Source organism: Calothrix sp. NIES-3974 (assembly GCF_002368395.1).
GTDB lineage: Bacteria > Cyanobacteriota > Cyanobacteriia > Cyanobacteriales > Nostocaceae > NIES-3974.
The window spans coordinates 4,504,007-4,529,650 of record NZ_AP018254.1; the positions used below are offsets into that span (position 1 = coordinate 4,504,007).

Genomic DNA, 25,644 nt, shown 5'->3' on the forward strand with positions numbered 1-25,644 from the left:
TGTATTCTCAATCTAAACTATTTACAAATAAAATTATGATCGAAAAACGTATTGCGGAAATTTTACGGGATGGACAACCGGATCAAAGCATCATAGTCCAAGGTTGGGTACGCACAAAACGCGAACTCAAGGGTTTTGCTTTTATGGAAGTTAATGATGGTTCGTCGATGGCTAGTTTGCAGGTTGTGATCGACGAGAATCTGCCAAATTATGGTGAGATAATTAAAAAAATTAATACTGGTGCATCGGTTGAAGTTGATGGTGTGATTGCTGCTTCCCAAGGTAAGGGACAGCGTATCGAAGTTAAAGCAAAGTCAATCCAGGTATATGGGGAGGCTGACCCGGAAATTTATCCGTTACAAAAAAAACGCCACTCCTTCGAGTTTTTACGGACGATTGCCCATCTGCGTGGTCGGACTAATTCCTTTGGTGCTGTGTTTCGGGTGCGGAATGCATGTGCAACTGCTATCCATGAGTTTTTCCAACAACGAGGCTTTTTATGGGTTCACACACCGATTATTACCGCAAGTGACTGCGAAGGTGCTGGGGAAATGTTTAGTGTAACTGGTTTCGACCTCAACAAAATTCCCCGAACAAAGGAGGGTAATATTGATTACAGCCAAGATTTCTTCGCCAAACCCACCTATTTAACGGTTAGTGGTCAACTAGAAGCCGAAATCATGGCTATGGCATTTAGTAATGTTTACACATTTGGCCCGACATTTCGGGCAGAAAACTCGAATACCTCCCGTCACCTCGCGGAATTTTGGATGGTGGAACCGGAAATGGCTTTCTGCGACTTGAAAGGAGATATGGATTTGGCGGAGGCTTTTCTCAAGTATATTTTTAAATATGTGATGGAAAAGTGTCCAGAGGATATGGCATTTTTCAACGAACGGATTGATAAAACGGTGTTGGAAACAGCAGAAAATATTATTAATAATCAGTTTGAGCGGATTACCTATACTGAAGCAATTAAGATGTTGGAAACGGCGATTGAAAAGGGTGATGTGAAGTTTGAATATCCGGTGAGTTGGGGTACGGATTTACAGTCGGAACATGAACGTTATTTATGTGAGGAATTATTTAAAAAACCGACAATTGTGACTAATTATCCTGCCCAGATTAAAGCTTTTTATATGCGGTTGGATGAGGATGAAAAAACTGTCTCGGCAATGGATATTTTGGCTCCGAAAATTGGTGAAATTATCGGTGGTTCCCAGAGGGAAGAAAGACTGGATGTACTGCAAAGAAAAATCCTTGCTCAAGGAATGAAGGAAGAGGATTTATGGTGGTATTTAGACCTGCGTCGTTTTGGAACGGTTCCCCATGCTGGTTTTGGTTTGGGATTTGAGCGTCTTGTCCAGTTTATGACGGGTATGGGTAATATTCGAGATGTGATTCCTTTCCCTAGGACACCGGAAAGTGCAGAGTTTTAATGGGGAAATAATTTTTGTAGAGACGACCCGACGGGTCGTCTCTACGTGGTATTTTTGTGATATTTTTGATGATTGAATTGATTATTTAAATACATGATTATTATCATCATGGGTGTTGCTGGTTCTGGGAAAACAACAATAGGAAAATTATTGGCAGAATCTTTAGGGTGGGAATTTAGTGATGCGGATGATTTTCATTCCCCTAGTAACATTCAGAAAATGCAAAAGGGGATTCCGTTAACGGAAGCTGACCGCGTTCCCTGGTTGGAGGATTTACAAACGGCAATTAAACAGTGGTTACAAGCAAATAAAAACATGATTTTAGCTTGTTCCGCCTTAAAAAATAGCTATCGAGATTATCTTGTAGTTGAGAGCGATCGCGTGCGTTTGATTTATCTCCGGGGTTCCTATGAATTGATTAAACAGCGATTACAAAATCGACAAAATCATTATCTGGGTGTGGAACTTTTAGAAAGTCAATTTGCGGCTTTAGAGGAACCTAGTAATGCAGTTTATTCTACTATTTATATAGATATTAGTTCTACTCCTACAGAAATTGTTGACAAGATTAGACATGATTTAAATCTTGCTGTGAGTTAATTATTTTCTGGCTTGCAAGTGATTGGGGTGTGGGGAAAAACACTTTTATCTTTAAATACAAACCAAACCACGCACATCTATTGATTCCGGTATTAGCAGTCAATTTAGACTACTCCTATTCACCAATTAAAATGGCGACGAATTTGGAAAAAGTCGTCTAAAAATTCTTGATAAAAAATATTTTGTTTGAACTTATATTCTCGCCATTGTTGGGCTGTACGCACGAATATTTGACTATAACTTGGGGATGTAACAGCTAAATTTGCTAAGTGTTTGATATGCAGATTCTGTTGCATTGCCAAAGCAATTAAATTTATTAATTCTCCTGCACCATCTCCAAATACGGACGCACCTAAAATCTGACCGTCAATTCCCACTACCAGGGAACATAATCCGGTTAACTTTCCGGTCATTTGTGAAAGAGGTAAATCTTTGAAATACTCCTTGACTTCAATTACTTGCCGTTGATACTGACTTTTGGCTTGGGTTAATGTTAAACCGATATGAGCGAGGGATGGTCGGGTATTGATAACGTAAGGTACTTGCTGATAATTAACAGTTTTTTGGCGGAAAAATAAGCTGTTGTGAATCGCAATTGGTGCTTCATAATTAGCCAAACTGGGAAACGGATATCCTCCAATTACATCCCCACAAGCGTAAATTTGGGGATTGGTAGTTTGCAGGAAATTATTTACAATTAGACGATAGGGTCGCCATTTGACATCCACTGCGGCTAAATTTAATCCGTCAATATTTGGTTGTTGAGCGATCGCTATTAATATTTCATCGCTTTCAATGGCTCGATCACCGACTTGTAACCATTTTTTGCCATCAATTACCCGTGTTTGTACCACCTTGGTGTCACAGATAATTTCTACCCCATCGGCTTCTAATTGGGCTTGCAATAATTGAATTGTGGCTGGACTGGCATTTTCCCATATCTGGGAACGAGTTGTAATCAATGTCACCTGACATCCTAATCGTACCAGTACCTGGGCTACTTCCAACCCCGATGGCATTCCCCCCAAAATTACCCAGCTACGGGGTGGTGTTTCCCGCTTCAACACCGTCAGCAAATTATCTAGGGTGACATAGCCTGTTCCATTTAATCCCTCAATCTGGGGTATCCACGGACGAGAACCACTAGCCAAAATATACCGACGCGCTGTTAACAGACGCTGATTCACCGCAAACCCTAATTGCTTACCACCCCTAAATTCACCATCACCTGTAATCACATCAATACCCTGTCCAGCTAAATAAGCTAAATCTAGCTGTTGCTGGATACGCTTTGCGATCGCATCACCAAAATGGGAAATTGGGAGTAGGGACGACCCGTCGGGTTGTCTGTACAGGGGAGTTGGGGGTTGTAGTTGTTTGGCTTTGTCCCAACGAGATAGAAGACTAGGATGACATTGCACCCCGACTAAACTTAATTCATCCACACCAGCTAAGGAATGCAAACCATCAGGTTCCACCAAAGCCACATTTGCACGCGATCGCACCGCCATTAAAGCTGCCTCACGTGCTACTAAACTACCACCAATTATGACTAAATCGTAATCAACAGCCATTGGAGTTTAAATTTGGGATACCTTCGTGATGTTTCAGATTTTGAGCAATTAAGCGGTAAGTGTTGAGTTACGGGTTGATTCACCTACTACTCTCTACTCCCTGAAAGTTCTGGGGGTTTATGAAAAATGTGGGTTCAGTATATTTCCTGGATCAGCGCCTTTAAACCATTAATTAAACGTTGATTTTCCGCTTCTGTGCGGACAGCGACCCGGAAGAAAGCCTCACCCAATTCTGGAAAACTTAAACAATCACGAATCAAAATGCGATCGCGTTTGAGTAACAGTTGTTGGAGTTGAGTTGCGGGATAATTGGTTCGCACCAGTAAGAAATTAGCTGCACCTGTAAGTGGCTGCAATCCTGGTATTGATTGTAACCCTTGCTGCAATTGTTGGCGTGCCAATGGCAACCATTCCCAGGTTTGCTTTTGAAAAGCCCTATCATTAAGGGCGGCAACAGCCGCAGCTGTTGCCAACACATTCACAGACCAAGGGTCACGCCAAGATTGCCACCGTTGGAGGATGGGAGGTTGGGCTATTGCATAACCAATCCGCAATCCCGGCACACTATAAAATTTGGTGAGCGATCGCAAAATTACCAAATTAGGATAATCACTCACCATCTCGACTAAACTCTCTGCCTGAGCAGGTGGTAGAAAATCCATAAATGCCTCATCTACTACCACCATCCGAAATTTCGCCAACAGGGACACTATTGCTTCCCGTTTGAACAGGATTCCCGTGGGATTGTGTGGATTGTTCACAATCAACCCACACTCACGGGAATTAACGAAATTTCTCCCATTTCCGAGTCGGGAACAAATATCGGTGTTGAGAATTTCTGAGCGCACACCTAACTCGGAACTAATTCCTCTGGAAGTAGCCACACCACCGGGTTCCTCTAGGAATAATTGCCAAGGTGAATCTACAACCTTTGCATCATACCCCCTCAGCGCCCGATAGTAATCAGCAAAAGCTGGAGTCACCACAACCGTTGCAGTTAACCCAGCTAAATCGCGACCCACCAAGGTCAATAATTCCGCCGAACCATTCCCCGGCAAAATCCAATCTGGAGGCAGATCATGCAAACGACTTAGCGCACCCTTCAATTCGCTGTTACTGGGGTCTGGATAGTGTTGTATGTTCGCCATAGCCCCTTGAATCCCCCGCAATACCGATTCAGGTGGACCCAATGGATTAATACTGGCCGAAAAATCCAGAATATCTTCAATTGGACATCCAGCGATACTAGCTGCCCAAACTAAATTACCCCCATGAACAGGTCGCCGCATCCGTGAATAGTTGTTGTTTACTGACCTAGGACTTTGGTGGAGCAACCCGCTCTCTAAACAGTTTCCCCGCAGAAAACGCTGGGACTGTAGTTTCCGGAATTTCCATCTTCTCGTTAGTTTTGGGGTTACGACCTTCCCTGGCTTTGCGTTGGCGAGGTTCAAAGGAACCAAAGCCAACTAATGTGACTTTATCACCAGAGGAAACCGCCTCAATGATGGTTTCTAAAGCCGCACTTAAAACCGCATCCGCTTGTTTTTTGGTGACGCTGGCTTTTTCTGCAACTGCATCAACTAATTCGCCTTTGTTCATATCAAACTCCATTTTCAGGTTTACTGAGGATTGCATAGGAGTGCCAAGGACACAACATACGCAATAAATCTCTGTTGGGAGATTTACCAAGTCATCTTCGGGGAGTACTTTTGCTCGCGAATCGCTGCAACTCCTGTCAGATACACTTTTCAATGAATCATTCTAAGGTTTATACGCCCGAAGTGAACAGATGAAACCATTAATTTATATAGATTTCAGGATTTTTGTCAAAAACAGGGGGTGACTATACCCAAAATCACCCCAAAATTAGGAATAAATACTTAGTAAATACCCTTGTTCCCTCCAAAACAGAAAGAAATTCTTAAATAATATGTAAACAAGTATTACGATTATTCAGATTAAAACGCAATTCTTTACCCTGAAAACCGAAAAATCAGTTCCAAACGCCAGTTGCTTCGGATTATAAATAATTGTTTTTATTGAATGTTGTTAAGTTTTGGATTGATTTAAATCTATGCTTGCCCAAAAAGGGTGAAACTATTTCCGAAAATTGCAAAATATGCTTACAACTCACATTTTAGGATTCTTGTCAAGAGTCAAGACAAGAATCTTGATGATAAATTTGTTCAAATCTACTTGCCTGCTTTGTCTAAGGGGACTAGGAACGTTTGAAGTAAAACCAGGAAAAACACGTATAATTTCCTCAAGTCTTGGAAATAAAGGGTTTAGGACTTACATTAAGTATTTATCGGATACTAGTAAGGTCAGTATTAATACTGGCATGTGGTGAAGAAAATACTTAAAGTAATGATAAAGATATGCTGAGATTGCTAATGACATGGATAAAAGTAGTTAGCATTAATCCTATCTTCAAAGAAAAACATCCAGGACTTACATACGGGTTATCTAGCTGCGACCAAATTTAGACGTTTACCATGAAAATAGCCTTTCTAGTCGAGAACTTTCCTGTCGTTTCAGAAACATTTATTCTCAACCAGATAGTTGGTTTAATTAGTCGCGGACATGAAGTAGATATTTACGCTTTACAAATTTATGGTGATAACTCTGCAAGTACATCCGTAGTTCATCCTGATGTAGAGAAATATAAGCTACTGAAGCGAACCCATTATCCCCTGCAAATTCCCCAAAATTATCTGTGGCGGCTATGGCAAGGGTTATTATTGATACTTACTAATTTCACCAAAGCGCCCTTACCAATATTGCGATCGCTCAATTTTTGCAAATTCGGGAAAGATGCAGTATCAATGAGGTTACTATACCTATCCATTCCTTTTTTAGGAACACCAGAATACGATGTTATCCACTGTCAATTTGGAATGCACGGTATTGCTGGGATGAAATTACGAGAAATAGGCGCGATTCGGGGTAAAATCATCACATCTTTTCGTGGCTTTGATATTAGCTGGTATGTCAAACAGTACGGGGAAAATGTATATAATCAGTTATTCGTCAAAGGAGACCTATTTCTAGCCAATTGTGAATTTTTCCGTCAACGGGCGATTTCTTTAGGATGTAATCCCGCAAAAATCATTGTCCACGGTTCCGGTATAGATTGCAGTAAATTTGAATTTAGACCACGCCATGCACCCAAAGACGGCAAAATTGGGATTGTCACCACTGGTAGATTAGTAGAAAAAAAAGGGATTGAATATGCCATTCGAGCCGTTGCTCAAGTAGCAAAAACTTATCCTAACCTAGAATATAAAATTATTGGTGATGGAGAACTCAAAGCCATTTTACAGCAACTAATTGACGAACTTAATATGGGTGAAAAAATTCAATTAGTCGGGTGGAAAAATCAGCCAGAAATAATTAATATTATCAACCAATCCCATATTTTCATCGCCCCCAGTGTTACAGCCAAAGACGGCAACCAAGACGCACCCGTCAACACCCTCAAAGAAGCAATGACAATGGGTTTACCAGTAATTGGGACTACCCACGGAGGTATTCCCGAACTAGTGGAAGAGGGAATTTCCGGCTTTCTCGTTCCCGAAAGAGATGCCAATGCGATCGCAGACAAATTAAATTACCTCATTGAAAATCCCCAGGTCTGGTCAACAATGGGAGAAGCCGGACGGAAACGTGTAGAAACACACTATGACACCAACCAACTAAACGAAGAACTAATCAAAATTTATCAAAAACTATCATCACAAACATTAGATTCAAACCACCCACCCCTACCATCATCCCCAGTCACCTACATCAGTTAAAAATTCCCATACAATTAGTACTTACTTCACATAAATATCTTCACCATAAACCTGTTTGACATCATCTTTACATCCTGACAGCTTTACATAAAAATAATCCACACCTGATAAATTCTATAAACCTCATACCTAACTCAAAAATTCATTTTCATCATCAAACCAAACAAAAATTATTTCCCATGAATTCAACCACAAACCCACTCCCAAAAGTCACCATCATAGTCTCACCCAGAGAACGTTTCAGCTACACCCGTGAATCCCTCGAAAGTATCTACGAACACACCCAATACCCCTTCCAACTCATCTATGTAGATGGTGGTTCACCCCGTCATATCCAAACATATATAGCAAATCAAGCCACAGAAAAGCAATTTCAACTAATTCGCACAGACCATTACCTTTCCCCCAACCACGCGCGAAACATTGGTTTACGTCAAGCAAACAGCAAATATATAGTCTTCATCGACAACGACGTTGTTGTCACCCCCAACTGGTTAAACGCAATGGTTGACTGCGCAGAAGCAACCAACGCAACCATCGTCAGTCCCCTTGTGTGTCAATATCTCCCCTTGCACACAGAAGTCCACTGCGCTGGAGGAGAAACAGGAATCAAAATCGAAACCAAAGGAGACACAACCAGACGACGAATCATTGAAAAGATATACAAACAAGGACGTAAAGTTGCTGAAGTCCGTCCCCAACTCCAGCGACAACAAACAGGATTAGCCGAATTCCACTGCATGATGGTACGTCAAGAAATCTTCGACAAAATCGGCTTATTAGACGAAGAACTCTTGAACACAAAAGAACATGTAGACCTATGCATGTTAGTCACAGAAGCAGGTGGCACAATTTACCTAGAACCCGATTCTCTAGTCACCTATGTCCCCGGACCACCCCTAGAGAAATCCGACCTACACTACTACATGTTGCGTTGGAGTAATGCTTGGGAATTGGCAAGTTTGCAACGTCTACGGGATAAATGGAACCTGACCGAAGATGAGTATTTCAAAAACAAATATAAACGTCTCGGATGGCGACGAGAAATGACAATTATTAGTCCCCTCACCCGGAAAGTTCCCCTCGGAAAATTAGGTTCTAAAATCACAGGTAAAATTCTCCATATCGCCGACAAAAATTTAAATAACTTCCTCACCCATCGCTACGCCCAAAAATACCTAAATAAACATAAAAATCCAGCGATAAAATCACAATCATCACCATAATTAGCAACAACATCTCAATAGGAATTACGGAAAAATGCGAAAACTATTATCTTGTAATATTTGAAGAGTATTTGAGTTCCAGAAACTGCTTTCCGAAGAAGCGCATAGAAGCTCAACAAGCTTGTGTATGTAGTTTTTTGAAGCCAAGCAAAAGTGGAATTATTGGGTTAAAACTACTCCCTACTCCCTACCCTCATAAAAAGACTTTTACAGCAGACCCCAACTATCTAAACAGACACCATATCAAGTTCTAAATAATCTCTTCGGGGAAACGTGAAACAACTGAATGTGAAATCCCAACCACCAGAAATCATCTACACTCCAGAAAACACCCTCAGAAAACCTGGTCAACTATGGCAACAAATGTGGCGAGACCTGATAGCATCCCGGGAACTCGCATGGCGGTTAATGGTACGAGACATAAGTGCCCAATATCGTCAATCATTCCTCGGAGTTATTTGGGCATTTTTACCACCAATTATCATGGCAACCGGGTTTACTCTAGCTAGCAACGCGAATGTAATTAACGTTGGCAAAACCGATATACCCTATCCAGCCTACGTCATGTTTAGTACATCCCTTTGGCAAACATTTGTGGAAGCACTCAACGGTCCAGTCCAAGCGGTGACAGTCGCTAAACCAATGTTAGCAAGGGTTAACTTTCCCAGAGAAGCTTTGATTTTAGCCAAATTAGGGGAAGTATTTTTTAATTTTGCCATTAAATTAATTTTAATTATTGCCCTATTTATCCACTTCCGTATCCCCATCACTTGGTCAGTGATTCTTACACCAGTACCAATTATTCATCTGGTTTTATTAGGTACATTTATTGGCATTTTCTTAGCTCCCCTAGGAATTTTATATCAAGATATATCCAGGGGCTTAACTCTATTTACCGGATTTTGGCTATTCCTCACCCCAGTAGTATATCCAGTTCCCAGAGAGGGAATTTTTGGATTTCTAGTTAACCTTAATCCCGTCACCCCCATCCTAGTCACTGCGAGAGAATTAGCAACTACAGGAATGATTTCTGACCCGGTGAGATTTTGGATAGTTAGTGTCATTACCCTAGTAGGATTATTGGTGACATGGATTGCCTTTCGTTTAGCAATGCCATTTGTGGTTGAAAGAGTAAGTTCCTAATGATTAAACAAGTAGAAACAACAGATATTGACCAAAATATTCATCAAAATACCCATCTGACAGCAGATGATGCTTCAATTTTGGTATCAGTGGAAAATGTCTCCAAGAAATTTTGCCGTGATTTAAAAAAATCCCTATTTTATGGTGTGCAAGATATCTTTACTGAACTAGTAGGAGCTAACAGAAATAGTCAGACTTTACGTCATCAGGAATTCTGGGCACTAAAAGATGTCAGCTTTCAATTAAGACGAGGTGAAGCAGTTGGTTTAGTTGGTTCTAATGGAGCCGGAAAAAGTACACTTTTACGCATTATTAGTGGTTTAATTAAACCAGATACTGGTTGTGTGAGAGTTAAGGGAAGAGTTGCTCCTTTGATTGCATTAGGTGCAGGATTTAATCCTATTTTGACAGGTCGAGAAAATATTTATGCGAATATGTCAATTTTGGGTTTAACGACAGCAGAAATCAACGCCAGATTTCAGGATGTGGTTGATTTTGCGGGAATTGGTGATGCGATTGATGCACCTGTTCAAACCTATAGTTCGGGAATGGCTGCACGGTTAGGTTTTGCCTGTGCCGTACATATAGAACCGGATATTTTGTTAATAGATGAAGTGCTGGCGGTGGGTGATATTCAATTTAGAATGAAATGCTATCAAAAGCTCGCCCAACTGCGGGAAAAAGGAACTGCTTTTATTTTAGTTGCCCATAATCCCCATGTGGTTTTAAATGTGTGTGAATCTTCAATTTATTTACAAAAAGGTAATTTAATTGCATCTGGTGCCACAGAAGCGGTGATTCGCCAGTATGAAGAGGATTTGAGTTTAGGTGGAGGCAATCATGCACCTTTAGAAATTATGTATTTGCCGGAAAAGTCCCCGGATGAAAGCTTGGGATTAGATATAGTTTCCCTTCGTTTTCAAGATGAAAATGGAGAAACCTTAAGTAGTTTGATGGCTGGGGAACCTGCCTATTTATTGATAGAATGTAAATCCAATCTGCAAATTGATAATGCTAATGTTGGGGTGTTAATCACAGCTTTGTCAGGACAGAATGAACGGGTTTTGTATATAACATCAGCTAGTGATAACGAAGCTTTGCAAATATTTCCAGGAAAAGTAACGATTCAAATGCAGATGCCCTATTGCTGTCTTTTACCTGGTTTATATAGTGCCAAAATTTATATCAAAGAAGGAGTTTGTTCCTTTGATATTGTCCAATCTTTTCGCTTTTTAGTCAAAACAAACCGTGTAATTAGTCAATCTTTATTTTTTCAACCTCGTACTTGGAAGGTGGTTAATCAGTAATTTGCTGTTCGATTATTTAGGAAAATTATGTCGAAACTAGTATCAGTTATCATCCCCTGTTTTAATGCTGAACGATGGATAGCTGAAGCCATTGATAGTTGTCTACAACAAACCTACCCAAATTTAGAAATTCTAGTGATTGATGATGGCTCCACAGATAATTCTCTCGAAATTATTAAAAGCTATGGAGATAAAATTACTTGGCTGACTCAACCACGAAGTGGTGGTAATCATGCTCGCAATCAAGGCTTTGCTATATCTCAAGGTGAGTATATTCAGTTTTTAGATGCGGATGATTATATTTTGCCGGAAAAAATTGCTCGACAAGTGGATTTTTTAGAGCATCATCAAGCCGATATTGTGTATTGTGATTGGCGATATCAGCACCACTTACCAGATGGCAGTAGTTATTTAGATAAAATCGAATATCCTGGTGAACAGGAAGATATTTTAGAATCATTATTAGCAAATTGGTGGGTTGCAGTTGCAGCCCTATTTTATACTCGCAAAGCAGTTGAAAATAGCGATGGTTGGGATGAAACCTTACCCGTTGCTCAAGACCGGGATTTTTTTCTGTCAGCAGTGATGAATGGAGCAAAAGTCGCATATCAACCAGGATGTTATGCTATTTATCGCAGGTATGGTAACTGCACAGTATCTACTTTTTCCAAACCTTTATGGGTCGAATGCCATTGTCGGGTTTTGGAGAAAATGAAGACGAAGTTATTGCAAGTAAATCAACTTACATCAAATTATCGTCATGCAATAGCTAAGTGCTATTTTGACTTAGCGAGGGAATCTTTATTTATCAATTATTCCTCATATCGCAACTTAATTGGACAAGCTGTAGAAATTTTTCCGCAATTTAGAGGAAATAGTCGCAGATTAATTTATCGTTTTTTGACTGGGATTTTGGGATTTAGACTGACAGAAGTACTTACTAGTCGTTATTTATTACTGAAAAAAGCTTGGCGAGAAAAAAATCTGAACTCGGTGCAGCTAGGGCTACAAATTAGACTTTTATCGCTGCAAAACTTCAAGGGATAAATACCCAAAGTGGTATTTATGGTAATCTAGTTAATATTTGAAAAGGATTCACAATACTGGGTCTCTTCTGTCATCGGTCAACTGTCAACAAACCAAACCAGAACTTATATAACTCTGACTGGAGATGAATTTGGATTATCAGTAGGGTAAACCGCACGAATTCCAGATTGGTAAGGATTCAGAAATCAGCCTCTACAGGTTAAGCTAGATAGATGTAGCATTTTATTGCATACTGGCAAATCAAATGCTTCACTTATACTGGAGTTTCTATAGTTGCTGCATCTGAGAACAACGAATGTTAGATAAGATTTTTGAATACCTGCATTTTAATTTTACTGTTGAAGCACCCATCGTTCTCCTGATCTTAATTCTCCTGGAAGCAATATTATCTGCTGATAATGCGATCGCATTAGCCGCGATCGCTCAAGGTCTGGAAGACAAGGAACTGGAAAACCGCGCTTTGAATTTCGGGTTGGTGATTGCCTATGTATTACGTGTTACATTACTGTTAACTGCCACTTGGGTACAAAAATACTGGCAGTTTGAACTTTTAGGAGCCGCCTATTTACTCTGGTTGGTCTTTCAACACTTCACTAGCGAAGAAGATGCAGAACATCATCACCACGGACCCAGATTTACTTCTTTGCTACAGGTTATCCCCGTAATTGCCCTGACTGATTTAGCTTTTTCCCTCGATAGCGTCACCACCGCGATCGCTGTTTCCCAAGAAACCTGGTTAGTATTGACAGGAACAACTATTGGTGTCGTGACATTAAGATTTATGGCAGGTCTATTCATTCGTTGGTTGGATGAGTATGTTCATCTCGAAGATGCTGGATATATTACCGTCGCTTTCGTGGGTATACGCCTATTATTGAGAATTGTGAATGAAGCGTTTGTACCACCTCAATGGTTAATGATTACCCTTATCGGTTTTGTTCTCGCTTGGGGGTTTTCTCGACGTACCGTAGCAGAGAATGTGGAAATAGAGCCAACACTTGAACAGAAAGAAGTTGTGGAATAGGAGACAGAAAAAGACAAGTTGTGGAGCGTTATCATCTAAACAAAAAAACACAGACAAAGATAATTCCCACCCTACATTAGCTTAATCTTTTGTTTTACCTCCCCATCTCCTGTTTTTCCCCATTCCCAATTTCCCCCTCCCAAAGTATGAAGAAAAATTGGTTAATTCGCGATCGCACTTTCAACTGGGGTACGCGCACATATTTGATGGGTATCCTTAACGTCACACCCGATAGTTTCAGTGATGGTGGAGAATTTAATACACTCACCAGCGCTATTCAGCAAACCCAGCAGATGATTGATGCTGGAGCAGATATAATTGATATCGGTGGACAATCCACCCGTCCCGGTGCAGTACAGATATCTGTAGAAGAAGAACTCGAGCGAGTTATTCCTACCATCACCGCTATTCGGAAACAATTTCAAATTCCCCTTTCCGTTGATACCACCCGTGCAAAAGTAGCCAAAGCTGCTGTTGCTGCGGGAGCAGATATAATTAACGATATTTCTGGTGGTACTTTTGATCCGGACATGTTTACCACTGTTGCAGCTCTAGGTGTGCCAATTATCCTCATGCATATTCGAGGTACACCCGAAACGATGCAATCCTTAACAAATTACGATGACTTGATTGGGGAAATTTGTAACTTTTTAGACCAACAAATCCAACTCGCCACAGATGCTGGTATCAACCATCACCACATTGTCATTGACCCTGGAATTGGTTTTGCCAAAACCCCTGAGCAGAACTTAGAAATATTAAGAAAGCTAGCACAATTCCAGCGCTGGAATTGTCCCCTCCTCATCGGTGTATCCCGCAAAAGCTTTATTGGTAAAATCCTCCGCCAAAGCGACCCCAAAGCCAGAATTTGGGGAACTGCTGCGGCTTGTTGTGCAGCCATTTCCACCGGTGCGGACATCCTCCGGGTTCACGATGTCCCCCAAATGCACGATGTTTGTGCTGTCGCTGATGCCATATATCGTCACAGACAAAGCTTGTAAATCCTATTTTCTTTTCAGTATGCAAAGATTTATCAAGATAATATTTTGATTTACATCGAAATTCTCAAGAAATATTAAAAGTACAAGCCCCTAGCTCCAAGATAATTTAATATTCTTTTTAGATTATTGTGAGCAGTACTATGCTAGAGATAAAACAAAGTCCGATGCAAAATCGGGAGAATGGGGCAGAAGTCAACGGGAAACGGACATGTCCCCTGACTCCTGCAAAGCTGCGCCGACTTTGGGGTTTAATTGAAGAAACTCAAAGTAGCACTCTGTTAAACTTTAGTGATTCTGAGTTGGTGCAAGAACTGATTGGTCAAATGGAAGCTAAAGATTTAATTAATACCTCAGAAACAAAATTGGTTCGTGCCTATCTTCACTCACGCTTGCTGTTAATTCGCGATTTTGCTCACGCTAGAACCCAACCAGCCTAGACGTTTATACGTTTATTTTTTCGAGTTTTGTATTCCGGGTCTCAAGAAATAGCTTCAAGTCCCTATATACACACAACCAAAGCAAACACATACAATCACCAAACCCAGTTTAGAGTATTCTACAGATTTTCTTTAGAATCTGCTAGGATGAGTTTAGATATTAATCGAAATACCCTCGCCTGAATGTAAGTAGACTTGGGTGATAATTGTTGCTTTTGACACTTTTACTACTGATGGGAAAAGGTTATTTTGATCAGGACTGTACCTTTGACAAAGAAATTGATTGAGTATACGTTTGCAGTAGGTTGAAAGACATGAGACGGAACAATTTGTGGAAAAAAACACCTAGAAGGTTATGGATGACGCAACGAGGTATTTCGCCGACGGAAGCTGCACGATACTTACATATTAGCCAAAGCAGTTTGTATACTTTGATGCAGCGCGGACAACTTCCGTCACAAAGGATAAATGGGTTCAGGGTGATTAGTCGGGGAGCGTTAATGGATTATTGTGCCCGAAAAAGAAATACTTTGGAACAGTGGTAGTCTTTTGCAGGACTTAACTAATCAACGCCAAAAACAACTAAAAATAAAAAAAGGAGTGTATATTTGCACTCCTTTTTTTTATTATATAGGACTTACGCTAGGACAACCTAAACACAACACCATTATTGCGATGTAAGGAAGTAATCCCAAACATTTGATTTCTGGTAACGAGTGCGTAAGTCCTACCTATATCTTTTTCCAGACAAGTGGTCTGTCCCATAAGCTATGAAGGCTTTGTAGTGAGGGATTTATCCCTAAAATCAAGGACTAGAGATACTCCTGCAACCCTTCAAAATTAATTAATAAAGACGTATGTAACGCAACTAATTTAATCCTGGTACCTGGAGACTGATATCCGAAGCCACTGATCTACCTGTCGCGATTACCTAATCCTCAAAGCCCGATTTCTGAAGATTCATGCTTTAAAAAGCAGTTTGAAAATCCCCCATCATTTTTACTTCTGGCTCTAGCAGGATTGACCAATGTTCTTGTACACTACTTTGAATATGACGAATTAGGTTAAAAATATCACTAGCAGTTGCGCCACCACAATTAATAATAAAATTGGCGTGACGGGGTGCTACTTGAGCTTGACCGATTTGATAACCCTTCAATCCAGCTTGTTCAATTAGCCAACCCGCAGCATAGGGTTTTGGATTGCGAAATACACTACCGCAACTGGGTTTATCATAGGGTTGGGTGTTGAGACGGTGTTCTTTGTGTTGCTTGGTGGTGGCAGTAACCAGGGCTGGATCTGCACCGGGGGATAGTTGGAATGTTGCTTGGGTGACAACATACTGACTACCCTGTAAATTGGATGTGCGGTAAGCATACCCTAACTCATCAGGGGTCATAATTTTAATGTTGCCTTCGGGAGTTAACACTTCGGCGCTGACGAAAATGTCGGCGATACAAGAGTTGTGAGCGCCAGCATTCATCACCACCGCACCACCGACGGTTCCAGGAATTCCCACTGCCCATTCTAGACCTTGCCAACCCCGTTCGGCTGCACTCCAGGCTAAACCGGGAATTGGTTCTCCTGCGGATACGGTAATTTGACCGTTGGTTTCATCGAATATGGTTTGACGTAGGTGACGGGTACTAATTACTAAACCGGGTAGTCCGCGATCGCTCACTAATAAATTAGAACCAGCTCCTAAAATGGTAATATCTAATCCTTCTGTTTGAGCGTAGGCAATACATGCCCTCATTGCATTTAAATCTTTCGGTGCTGCATACCACTCCGCCGGACCACCCACCCGGTAAGATGTATATTTTGATAGCGAAACATATTGTTTAATCGCACAGTCCGCACCTGGCAGAATAATCATATTTTTCCCAGGAGATTGCTGAATAACTTGAGGATCTATACCTAAATCAGAAGGATTGCAGACATCCGCCATTGCCCGAGATATTGTCATTTTCTTTGAATCTAAATTATTGATACATTTAATAACCGTATGAACGCTGAAAAAAAATCAGCCAAAGTAGTCAGAAACATCTGGCCGATGGTTCACCTGATGTTTCCTTTGCTAGCTTCAGTGAATTCAACTATGAAGTTGCTTGTGCTGGTTGACGAAGTGCAGCAATCAAGGTGGGAATAACCTGGTTTAAGTTACCAGCACCCAAGAACAGAACTAAATCACCAGGGATGAGAATATTGGTGAGGAATTCACACATATCCTCGACAGAGGGCTGGTAGTAAACATGGTCGTGGTGTTGTACAACCCGGTCGGCTAAAGTTTGACCACTAACGGAACCGGGATTGGTTTCTCCCGCACTGTAAATATCAGTTAACACCACCAAGTCTGCATGGCCAAAACTTGTCGCAAACTCATCTAAAAAGGTCAGCGTCCGGCTGTAACGGTGGGGCTGGAAGATGGCTACCACTCTGCTTCCAGGGACTGCCTGTAGCCTAGCAGCAGCGAGGGTAGCGCGAATTTCGCTGGGGTGGTGGGCATAGTCATCAATGAAGGTGATACCATCAACCTCGCCGCGAAATTCAAATCTACGTCTTGCTCCTTCAAAGGTGGCTAGACCCTTGGCGATTTCTCCAAATTCCAAACCGAGGTGACGACCAACTGCAACTGCGGCTAAAGCATTACTTAAATTGTGGCGACTCAAAAGCTGGAGGTTTAGTACACCTAAAGGTTTACCCTGTTCCCAAACTAAAGCCCTTGTCCCGTCAGCACGATAATCAATGTCTGTAACATAATAATCAGCATTGGTATCAGGATGGAGACTGTAGGAAATAGTGGGCTGAATTTGCGATCGCACAGTTTCACAATCAATGCTACCAACGACAACTTCACAGGAATTGGCGAATTTTTGGAAAATATCAACCACCTCATCCAAACTGTCGTAATGGTCGGGATGGTCTAGTTCAATATTGGTAATAATACCGATGGTAGGTGCGTGTTTAACTAGGGAACCATCCGATTCATCTGCTTCTGCCACCAAATACTGACTTTGACCAACACGCGCATTTCCTTCCCAGGCATTAACTTCCCCACCAACTATAATAGTTGGGTCAAGTCCTGCCTCCAACAGCATATAACCAATCATACTGCTGGTGGTTGTTTTGCCGTGGGTTCCACCAACCGCAATACTGTAATGTTCAGCAATTAATGCCGCCAGTACATCTGAACGATGAAAAATGGGACAACCTAATTCGATTGCTGCCTTATATTCAGGATTATTTTTATTAATAGCAGTAGAACATATTACTTGGGGCAGATTTGCTGTTTGTTCAGCACCATCACTGCCTTTTTCTTTCTGGTCAAGGGAACGAAATATTTCCAGATTACTGGCTTCTTGACGATTAAAAATCGTAGCCCCAATCGATTCGAGTCGGCGAGTTATTTGATTGGGTCTAACATCCGAACCGGACACTGGTAATTGGCGTTTTGCAAGCACATAAGCCAGTGCTGACATACCGATTCCACCAATACCGATAAAATGAAATGGCTTGCCACTAAACTCTATTTTTCTTTCCATTTGAGATTACTCCTCTAACACCACACCACACCGGATTCGGACAATGACACGCGTATCATAACAGGTATTCTATTTTTATCGATACTGTTGTCAAGCCTGTTTTCCCATTTTTGGCATTCTTTATTCTCCTAAGAGTAAAATTGATTGCCATTGATTGTAACTCCCCCTGACCAATTTACCTCGTGATAATTAATAATATGTTTATTCGCAGTATTTCATCTGCATCGGGAAATTAACAATTGTATTCGGAAATACAATTTTTCCAAATCAGGAGCAAATATTTACAGTTACCAGCAGTTTGTCAAACTACCTTCCAGATTCAAGCACGTGATTAGGGTGAATGTCGATGGTAGTAAATACGGTCTTGAGCGTACACGACTGCCATCTCCAAAAACCTATCCCCCAATTCCAATAGCCTTATCCATATTAATTTGAGGTATTTCCAGGATTGTTGGCAATTTCCAGCCGTCACAGGAAAATATTGGCTTTGTGCTTTGTCTCCAACTCCAAGCAAGGTAGACATGTAGCCGATGTTGGAACCATACAGGAAGGATGCAAACATTGATGATTCCATCTCAGGGGGAACCGTATCAGGAATCATTTCTGAAACTAGTAAAAAAAACTCTTGCTCTATACGTAATCTTCTTTGCTATCAAGTAGCATATTGGTATTATGGGCAAGTTATTCCGCAAATTCACAATCAAGCCGATTTGGATCATTTGGTTTTGGCGATGCACTGGCAAACAGTTAGGCACAGGGTAGAAGCAGTGGGTCAATCGCACATCGCTTTGATTTAGTTTCCTCAGCAGTATCGATTTCAACCCAAGTGGTGCGAATATAACTCAACCTTATAAATTAATGCAAGCACGCAGTATTACAATTAACCAACGATCTCCATAGCACACATAGAAAATTATGACATACCTCCGGGGAAATACTTAGGATAAGAAGAATACTTAAAGTATGGGAATTTGACCGAAAATACAGATGACCGAACATCTAATCTCTTCTGCTCCAGGAAAAATTACCTCAAGCCCTATCGCCCAAAAACCAACTAATCCAAAAATAAAAATCCTGCTATGGGATCAGACTACAATATTAGATTTTTTTAAGAATCTAACACTCTATAGTTATAAATACTCCCTCTTTGCGATATGATTGGGGTCATAAGTAGCATTTAGGCATAAACAGAGGGCAAGACGCAGTGATTAGAGTTGCAATCAATGGTTTCGGTCGCATCGGACGTAACTTCGCACGTTGCTGGATTGGTCGTGAACACAGCAATATCGAATTAGTTGCTATTAACGACACTTCTGACCCCAGAACCAACGCGCATCTACTCAAGTACGATACGATGCTGGGCAAATTAAGAAATGCTGACATTAGCGCCGATGATAATTCAATTACCATCAATGGCAAAATGGTAAAATGTGTATCGGATCGGAACCCAGAAAACTTGCCCTGGAAGGAATGGGAAATCGATCTTGTAATCGAAGCAACAGGCGTATTCACCGCCAGAGAAGGCGCAATGAAGCATATTAATGCTGGTGCGAAAAAGGTTTTGATTACGGCTCCTGGGAAAAATGAGGATGGGACGTTTGTAATGGGTGTGAACCACCATGAATACGACCACAACCAGCACCACATTATCAGTAATGCCAGCTGTACTACTAACTGTCTTGCACCCGTAGCCAAGGTGTTGAACGAGAAGTTCCACATCATCAAAGGGACAATGACCACTACCCATAGCTACACTGGAGATCAACGTTTGCTGGATGCATCTCACCGCGACCCCCGTCGAGCTCGAGCAGCAGCGATGAATATCGTTCCCACTTCTACCGGTGCAGCGAAGGCGGTAGCTTTGGTATTACCTGATTTGAAGGGTAAACTTAATGGTGTGGCATTACGTGTACCAACCCCTAATGTCTCAATGGTGGATTTTGTGGTCCAAGTTGAAAAACGGACAATTGCCGAAGAGGTTAATGAAGCCTTAAAACAAGCTTCAGAAAACGAACTCAAGGGAATTCTCGGTTATAGTGAACTACCTTTGGTCTCCTCCGATTACCAAGGAACCGATGAGTCTTCAATTGTTGACTCTAGCCTGACAATGGTAATGGGTAGCGATATGGTTAAAGTTATGGCTTGGTATGATAACGAGTGGGGTTACAGCCAGCGCGTACTCGACCTGGCTGAATTAGTCGCTACCAAGTGGCAGTAATCGTTTTTTGGGTTATTTGGGAAAATTCAGGGCGAACAAATGTTCGTCCTAGAAGTTTTCCAGATAAAGCTGAAAATAAAGAAATTAAAAATGCTGAAATCCTTGGTTAAGTGTTAAAGTTTGGCTAGGGATTTCTTTGTTGTCACTTATCAAGTGAACTTGGGGTTCGACTTGGATGCAACCAATAATTGCAGCGTGGTTTATTTGGGCTGTAAGTTGAGTTGCGATGGGTAGGGGTAGGCATAACACCAATTCAAAATCTTCTCCCCCATAAAGGGCATATTCTAGGGCTTTAGTAGGTGATAACCAAGTTGGGAAGACATCGGGAATGGGTATTTGGGTTGAATGGATGATAGCACCGACACCGCTTGCACGACAAATTTGCAATACTGCGTCTGCTAAACCGTCACTGGAGTCCATTCCTGCGACTCGAAAGGGGGAATCATTGAGTTTAAATATATCCTTGAGGATGGGTATTACATCTAACCGGGGTTGGGGACGTTGATGGGCTAATTTTAATTTTTGTTGACTGCTAGCGGTTAGGTTTAGACCTTGTTCTGGATGTAATAGTAATTCTAATCCTGCGCGGGAAGCACCATGTACCCCGGTGACAACGATGGCATCATCAACTTGGGCTGTGTGACGGTAAATTGTTTGTTGGGGATGAACTTGACCCAAGGCTGTGATGGCAATGGTTTTAGTCGGCGATCGCACTACATCTCCACCGACAATGGGGGTTTGGTATGGTTGTAGGCAACTACTCATTCCTTGGTATAGGTTTTCGACCCAGTTTACCTCCGTATCTCCTGGTAGACCTAAACCAACGGTGATTGCTAGGGGTGTTGCTCCCATTGCAGCTAGGTCAGAAAGATTGGCTGCAACGGAACGCCAACCTGTATCAAAGGCAGAGGTAGTATTTTCACTGAAATGAACATTATCAACTAAGACATCGGTGGTGACAACTAGGGATTGATGGGGTTGGGTTGTGAAAACTGCTGCATCATCGCCAATAATTTCTGAGGGACAGAAGGATTGGAGTATTTGCAGTAATCCTTGTTCGCCAATTTCGCTGAGTTTCATGGAATGAGAAAATGCCCAACTTTACTGATATTTTTGTATGGGGACAGGTCTTGGATATTAATTTCGTGCCATCTTTGTGGATAATAATCTGTGTAATCCCATTCTTGAACAAGGTGGATATTTGCTCCCCATGTTTCTATATCTTGTAAATTATTAATTCCCCAACTAAATTTAGCACTTGTTTGGGCGACGGCACAATTAGGATTATCAAAGTTTAAAGCCGATTCGCTAATAACATCCAGGATGAATTCACTTTGGGGAAAATGGGTTTGAATATCGGCAATTAATTGGTGCATCATCTCCGTATTTAAATACATGGATAATCCTTCCATGATGATTAAATACTTTTGTGATTGATGATTTGGTAAGCAGCTGCTCCACTCAAAATTGAGGGCTGAACCAACAATAAACCTGTGGCGATCGCTTTCACCAATCAATTGCATCCAAACCTGTTGCACTGGTTCTAAATCGATATTATACCATCGTAAATCGCCATTATCAACACGAAAGAATCGGGTACATAGTCCCGCAGCAAGATTAATAATATTGGCGGAAGGATGGGTTTTTAAAAAATTTCTGGTTGCATCGTCGATAATTTTGGTTCTAATAGCGACCATCAGTTGACTAATTTGATCGCGACTAAATTTAGACCAGTCTACATCCTGAATCTGCTGGACAATATCTACAGATTGCATATCTTGAATCAGGCGATCGCTACGTAACGTTTCCAAGCAGCGAAAGTATAGAGTTACCAATAATGTTTCCGATATTCCTGTCAGCTTTTCCATCTTTACTTTGCCAAATTTGAATTACATGTTAATTTATAATGACTTATGCAAATAGATATCCAGAATAATTTTAGGGGGTAGGGAACAGAAGGAAAAATAAGCCATTACTCAATGTTTATCGTGAAGTCGTGAGAAATACGGGATTGTGACAATTTCTTTACTTTTGCTGATACCTATGTGATTTAACGGGTAAACACTCAAATAATACATCACAAATCACAAAAATTAACTAAATATAGGAATTTGGTTTGATTTTTCAAATTATCTGTGTGAGTAGGGAGTAGGGAACAGGTAGTAGAAATTAGGAAAAACACTTTTTCAGTTTACGGAGTTTTTAAGCGCAAGCTAGGCTAACAGAAATCAAAGATGAATCCTATATAGTAATCGTATTAATATCTTCAGATAGATATCGCCACGATAAGCTACCATAAAAAAAACTGAAAATCAAGAAAATTCTCTTTACTTTATATTTTGTATTTCTACTTGCTCCTGGATGTGACATTTTCAAAATTAGGAAAATATCAAAATCGAAAAAAACATAATGTATGAAAAGAATTGATGTCGAAAATCGAGCTATTTTAATTGGGTTAGTAGGTAGTCATGGTTATGGATTAAATCGTCCTGATTCGGATTTTGATTATCGAGGTGTGTTTATTGCTCCTAAACCTTATTATTTGGGTTTTGAACGGGTGGAGCAAAAAGATAGCGGTTGGGATGAACCAGGTATTCTAGCTTTTTTAGATGGGAATAAAGATACGGTTATTTATGAGCTACGAAAATATATTAGCTTATTAGCAGGTGCGAATCCCAATATTATCGAACTATTATGGTTAAAGGAATACCCTTTGATTACTCCTGTAGGAGAAACTTTAATTAATCACCGTCAGTTATTTTTAACCAAGAAGGTTAAGCATACCTATGCGGGATATGCATACGCACAAATCAAAAAAATTGAAAGTCACCGTAAATGGTTATTAAATCCTCCCCAAACTAAACCCAATCCTGCAGATTATGGCATTACGGATACGGAGGTATTAAGTAAGGAGGAATTAAATGCATTTTTGGAGTATTTATATTTATTAATTCGCGGCAAAATTGAATTTTTAGCAGAAGCAGAGCAATTATATCAATTACTCACAGGAGATATTGATTTTAAAGGAATTCTCAAACAGTATACATTACCAGAGGAAGCCTTAGAATACACCCAAAATTTAACCCATAGTCGCAAGGATTTTATTCGTTTGCTCCAACGTAGTCAAGCCTATCAGGGTGCATTACGGGAATGGAAAGCCTATCAAGATTGGCAAAAAAATCGTAACCCAGCAAGGGCAGAGACGGAACGTAAATCGGGTTATGATTTAAAACATGGGATGCATTGTATCCGTTTACTGCGCAGTGGGGTGGAAATATTGCGTCACGGTCAGGTCTTTGTCAATCGATATGATGCTGGAGATGGAGATGATTTAAAGGCGATTTTAGCAGGGGAATACAGTTACGAGAAATTAATGCAAACCGCCGATAATTTAATGCAAGAAATGGATATTGCTTATCAAAATTCTCCCCTTCCCCATCGTCCTGATATGGAAGCAATTAATCAATTATGTGTGCAATTAGTAGAAGATTATGGATTTTAGATTTTATCCGATTTTGAAACCAGAATACGACGGATGAATTGTGTAGAGACGCGACATATCGCGTCTCTAAAACTAAATATGATGAATTAAATCCAAGTAACCGTAAAAACTAATCACCAGTAACAGTAATGCGGTAATTTTTGTTACACGGGATTGGTGGGAAGGTGCGATCGCTTCCCTCACTAAAATAGATAGGGACGCTCCAACGACTAGACTTAATCCCAGTACCATATAAGCATGTTCCTGGGGAAAAATAGTCGATAAAACCAACATGGCGATCGCGATTCCCAACATCAACAGTTCGATAAATCGAGGGGGGTTGGACTGACTCGATAAAATAATCCCACGAATCCAAAATTGCCAACTTCGCATCATCAACTTCACGATAAATGGGGAACAAAATAAGAATACAGGTGACAGGAGACAGAATACAGGAGAGGGTGAAAATTTCATTCTTGTTAAATCTCAACCGTCAACAAGAATAATTTCCATTTACACGTAAATGGAAGAGAAATAATTTTTACCAACTCCCGACTCCCAATTCCCTACTCCCTCTATTTCCAACCTATCTCACTCCAGTCTTGACACCCGTGCCGTTGGTACTAGCAGTATCATCTACTACTTCCACCCCAAAAACACGACCGAATACTTTTTCGACTTTATAACCGGAATCAATGGATTCGAGGGGGTCTTTGCGAAGACGGTGACGCAAACACAGGGTAATTACCCGACGAATGTCATCAACGGTGACTTCGGTGCGTCCTTCAAAGGCTGCTAAGGCTTTGGCTGCACGATTGGTGACAATATCACCCCGTAAACCATCCACATCTAGTTCGGCACAGACCTCTGAGATTTTTACCCGCAGTTCATAATCTAGATTAACTTGTGGCAGAAGATTTTGAGCATTAATAATTTTTTGCTGGAGTTTGTCCTGTTCTGCTTGGTATTTGGCCAAAAATGGCAGGGGATTTTGGTCAAATTCGGAGCGTTGTTCAACGATTTGTACCCTTAAACTAGGTTCCTTGACTGTATGAATTTCGGCGTGCATCCCAAATCTATCCAGCAATTGGGGACGCAATTCTCCCTCTTCCGGGTTTCCAGAACCAACTAGGACAAATCTGGCTGGGTGACGAATGGAAATGCCCTCCCGTTCCACCGTATTCCAACCGCTAGCAGCCGAATCCAGTAAAACATCCACCAGGTGGTCATCGAGCAAGTTCACCTCGTCCACATACAAAATACCACGATTAGCCTTGGCTAGCAAACCGGGTTCAAAAGCTTTGACCCCTTCCGATAAAGCTTTCTCGATATCGATTGTGCCACATACCCGGTCTTCCGTTGCACCTAAAGGTAAATCAACCATTTGCACCTTACGTTGCACCACAGGTAGATTTACACCCTGTTCCACCAGCGATCGCACTTGATCACTCATCAATTCCGGGTCACTGGGGTGACTGTTAAAGGGGTCGTTTTCCACAACGGGGATGGATGGTAGTAAATCAGCTAATGCGCGGATTGTCGTCGATTTTCCCGTACCGCGATCGCCCATAATCATCACACCACCAATTTTGGGGTCAATCACATTTAACAGCAATGCCAGTTTCATCTCTTCTTGACCGACAATTGCTGTAAAGGGAAACACGACACGACGCGTAGTTGCTGTAACAGGGGCTGTAGAAGTCACTAAATTACCTTTTAACCATATTTTTCTTATTACCGTATTTTATTGTGCCATAGCTCAGGCTATGGAAAATCATTACGGTATAGTTAATCTGGTTAATTGCTGG

General features: G+C 41.1%; 23 protein-coding genes. 13 read left to right on the plus strand and 10 right to left on the minus strand.

The features are described 5' to 3' along the window. The first annotated feature begins 35 nt into the window (after positions 1 to 35). The gene (gene asnS / locus CDC37_RS18130) at positions 36 to 1,439 is read left to right on the plus strand and encodes an asparagine--tRNA ligase (RefSeq protein ID WP_096623822.1); all 1,404 of its coding nucleotides are present in this window, start codon (positions 36 to 38) and stop codon (positions 1,437 to 1,439) included. A gap of 93 nt (positions 1,440 to 1,532) precedes the next feature. Further along, entirely contained in the window at positions 1,533 to 2,039 is a 507-nt protein-coding gene (locus CDC37_RS18135; RefSeq protein ID WP_172892798.1) for a gluconokinase, read from the plus strand. A 119-nt stretch (positions 2,040 to 2,158) separates the two neighbouring features. Here the strand turns inward: CDC37_RS18135 and CDC37_RS18140 are convergent, their stop codons facing one another. The 3 genes from CDC37_RS18140 to CDC37_RS18150 all read right to left on the minus strand — a co-directional run bounded on the left by CDC37_RS18140 (position 2,159) and on the right by CDC37_RS18150 (position 5,212). Then, the gene (locus CDC37_RS18140) at positions 2,159 to 3,613 is read right to left on the minus strand and encodes a dihydrolipoyl dehydrogenase family protein (RefSeq protein ID WP_096623824.1); all 1,455 of its coding nucleotides are present in this window, start codon (positions 3,611 to 3,613) and stop codon (positions 2,159 to 2,161) included. 134 nt (positions 3,614 to 3,747) lie between these two features. Next, positions 3,748 to 4,902: a threonine-phosphate decarboxylase CobD gene (gene cobD, locus CDC37_RS18145; protein ID WP_096623826.1), complete on the minus strand. Its 1,155-nt coding sequence runs from the start codon at positions 4,900 to 4,902 to the stop codon at positions 3,748 to 3,750. A gap of 25 nt (positions 4,903 to 4,927) precedes the next feature. Beyond that, a complete protein-coding gene (locus CDC37_RS18150) occupies positions 4,928 to 5,212 on the minus strand; it encodes an HU family DNA-binding protein (protein WP_096626379.1) in 285 nt (94 codons plus the stop codon). 896 nt (positions 5,213 to 6,108) lie between these two features. Here CDC37_RS18150 and CDC37_RS18155 point away from each other — a divergent pair. The 9 genes from CDC37_RS18155 (at position 6,109) to CDC37_RS25590 (ending at position 15,140) form a co-directional block, all read left to right on the plus strand. Beyond that, positions 6,109 to 7,410, plus strand: a complete 1,302-nt coding sequence (locus CDC37_RS18155) for a glycosyltransferase (protein WP_096623828.1) — start codon at positions 6,109 to 6,111, stop codon at positions 7,408 to 7,410. A 179-nt stretch (positions 7,411 to 7,589) separates the two neighbouring features. Beyond that, on the plus strand, positions 7,590 to 8,636 hold the full coding sequence (locus CDC37_RS18160; protein WP_096623830.1) for a glycosyltransferase family 2 protein: 1,047 nt from the start codon (positions 7,590 to 7,592) through the stop codon (positions 8,634 to 8,636). 273 nt (positions 8,637 to 8,909) lie between these two features. Beyond that, complete coding sequence (locus tag CDC37_RS18165; protein ID WP_442861045.1) at positions 8,910 to 9,779, plus strand: ABC transporter permease; 870 nt, start codon at positions 8,910 to 8,912, stop codon at positions 9,777 to 9,779. After that, on the plus strand, positions 9,779 to 11,086 hold the full coding sequence (locus tag CDC37_RS18170; protein WP_096623832.1) for an ABC transporter ATP-binding protein: 1,308 nt from the start codon (positions 9,779 to 9,781) through the stop codon (positions 11,084 to 11,086). The genes CDC37_RS18165 and CDC37_RS18170 overlap by 1 nt, the downstream gene beginning before the upstream one ends. A gap of 27 nt (positions 11,087 to 11,113) precedes the next feature. Next, entirely contained in the window at positions 11,114 to 12,133 is a 1,020-nt protein-coding gene (locus tag CDC37_RS18175; RefSeq protein ID WP_096623834.1) for a glycosyltransferase, read from the plus strand. 295 nt (positions 12,134 to 12,428) lie between these two features. Beyond that, positions 12,429 to 13,157 (plus strand): TerC family protein, encoded by a 729-nt coding sequence (locus tag CDC37_RS18180; protein ID WP_096623836.1) that lies wholly within the window; start codon positions 12,429 to 12,431, stop codon positions 13,155 to 13,157. Between the two features lie 146 nt (positions 13,158 to 13,303). Beyond that, positions 13,304 to 14,158 (plus strand): dihydropteroate synthase, encoded by an 855-nt coding sequence (folP, locus tag CDC37_RS18185; protein ID WP_096623838.1) that lies wholly within the window; start codon positions 13,304 to 13,306, stop codon positions 14,156 to 14,158. 140 nt (positions 14,159 to 14,298) lie between these two features. Beyond that, positions 14,299 to 14,595 (plus strand): hypothetical protein, encoded by a 297-nt coding sequence (locus CDC37_RS18190; RefSeq protein WP_231943106.1) that lies wholly within the window; start codon positions 14,299 to 14,301, stop codon positions 14,593 to 14,595. A 359-nt stretch (positions 14,596 to 14,954) separates the two neighbouring features. Beyond that, the gene (locus tag CDC37_RS25590; protein ID WP_096623840.1) at positions 14,955 to 15,140 is read left to right on the plus strand and encodes a helix-turn-helix domain-containing protein; all 186 of its coding nucleotides are present in this window, start codon (positions 14,955 to 14,957) and stop codon (positions 15,138 to 15,140) included. Positions 15,141 to 15,562: 422 nt separating this feature from the next. Here the strand turns inward: CDC37_RS25590 and murB are convergent, their stop codons facing one another. From murB to CDC37_RS18210, 3 genes are all read right to left on the minus strand, one after another. Then, positions 15,563 to 16,561 (minus strand): UDP-N-acetylmuramate dehydrogenase, encoded by a 999-nt coding sequence (gene murB, locus CDC37_RS18200; RefSeq protein WP_096623842.1) that lies wholly within the window; start codon positions 16,559 to 16,561, stop codon positions 15,563 to 15,565. A gap of 130 nt (positions 16,562 to 16,691) precedes the next feature. Next, positions 16,692 to 18,137 carry a UDP-N-acetylmuramate--L-alanine ligase gene (gene murC, locus CDC37_RS18205; protein WP_096623844.1) on the minus strand — a complete coding sequence of 482 codons (1,446 nt, stop codon included), beginning with the start codon at positions 18,135 to 18,137 and terminating at the stop codon, positions 16,692 to 16,694. A 331-nt stretch (positions 18,138 to 18,468) separates the two neighbouring features. Further along, complete coding sequence (locus tag CDC37_RS18210) at positions 18,469 to 18,711, minus strand: hypothetical protein (RefSeq protein WP_157780779.1); 243 nt, start codon at positions 18,709 to 18,711, stop codon at positions 18,469 to 18,471. A 630-nt stretch (positions 18,712 to 19,341) separates the two neighbouring features. Between CDC37_RS18210 and CDC37_RS18215 the strand changes: the two genes are divergently transcribed. Next, on the plus strand, positions 19,342 to 20,355 hold the full coding sequence (locus CDC37_RS18215; RefSeq protein ID WP_096623848.1) for a type I glyceraldehyde-3-phosphate dehydrogenase: 1,014 nt from the start codon (positions 19,342 to 19,344) through the stop codon (positions 20,353 to 20,355). An 84-nt stretch (positions 20,356 to 20,439) separates the two neighbouring features. On the opposite strand, the gene thiL is transcribed toward CDC37_RS18215, so the two are convergent. Beyond that, positions 20,440 to 21,435 (minus strand): thiamine-phosphate kinase, encoded by a 996-nt coding sequence (gene thiL / locus CDC37_RS18220; RefSeq protein ID WP_096623850.1) that lies wholly within the window; start codon positions 21,433 to 21,435, stop codon positions 20,440 to 20,442. After that, the gene (locus CDC37_RS18225) at positions 21,432 to 22,223 is read right to left on the minus strand and encodes a class I SAM-dependent methyltransferase (protein WP_096623852.1); all 792 of its coding nucleotides are present in this window, start codon (positions 22,221 to 22,223) and stop codon (positions 21,432 to 21,434) included. Before CDC37_RS18225 ends, thiL begins: the two co-directional genes overlap by 4 nt. 545 nt (positions 22,224 to 22,768) lie before the next feature. Between CDC37_RS18225 and CDC37_RS18230 the strand changes: the two genes are divergently transcribed. Next, positions 22,769 to 23,857, plus strand: coding sequence for a nucleotidyltransferase domain-containing protein (locus CDC37_RS18230; RefSeq protein ID WP_096623854.1), 1,089 nt, complete (start codon positions 22,769 to 22,771; stop codon positions 23,855 to 23,857). A gap of 72 nt (positions 23,858 to 23,929) precedes the next feature. Here the strand turns inward: CDC37_RS18230 and CDC37_RS18235 are convergent, their stop codons facing one another. Beyond that, complete coding sequence (locus CDC37_RS18235; RefSeq protein ID WP_096626385.1) at positions 23,930 to 24,229, minus strand: hypothetical protein; 300 nt, start codon at positions 24,227 to 24,229, stop codon at positions 23,930 to 23,932. Positions 24,230 to 24,422: 193 nt separating this feature from the next. Continuing rightward, positions 24,423 to 25,541: a magnesium chelatase ATPase subunit I gene (gene bchI / locus CDC37_RS18240; protein WP_096623856.1), complete on the minus strand. Its 1,119-nt coding sequence runs from the start codon at positions 25,539 to 25,541 to the stop codon at positions 24,423 to 24,425. Positions 25,542 to 25,644: the final 103 nt, after the last annotated feature.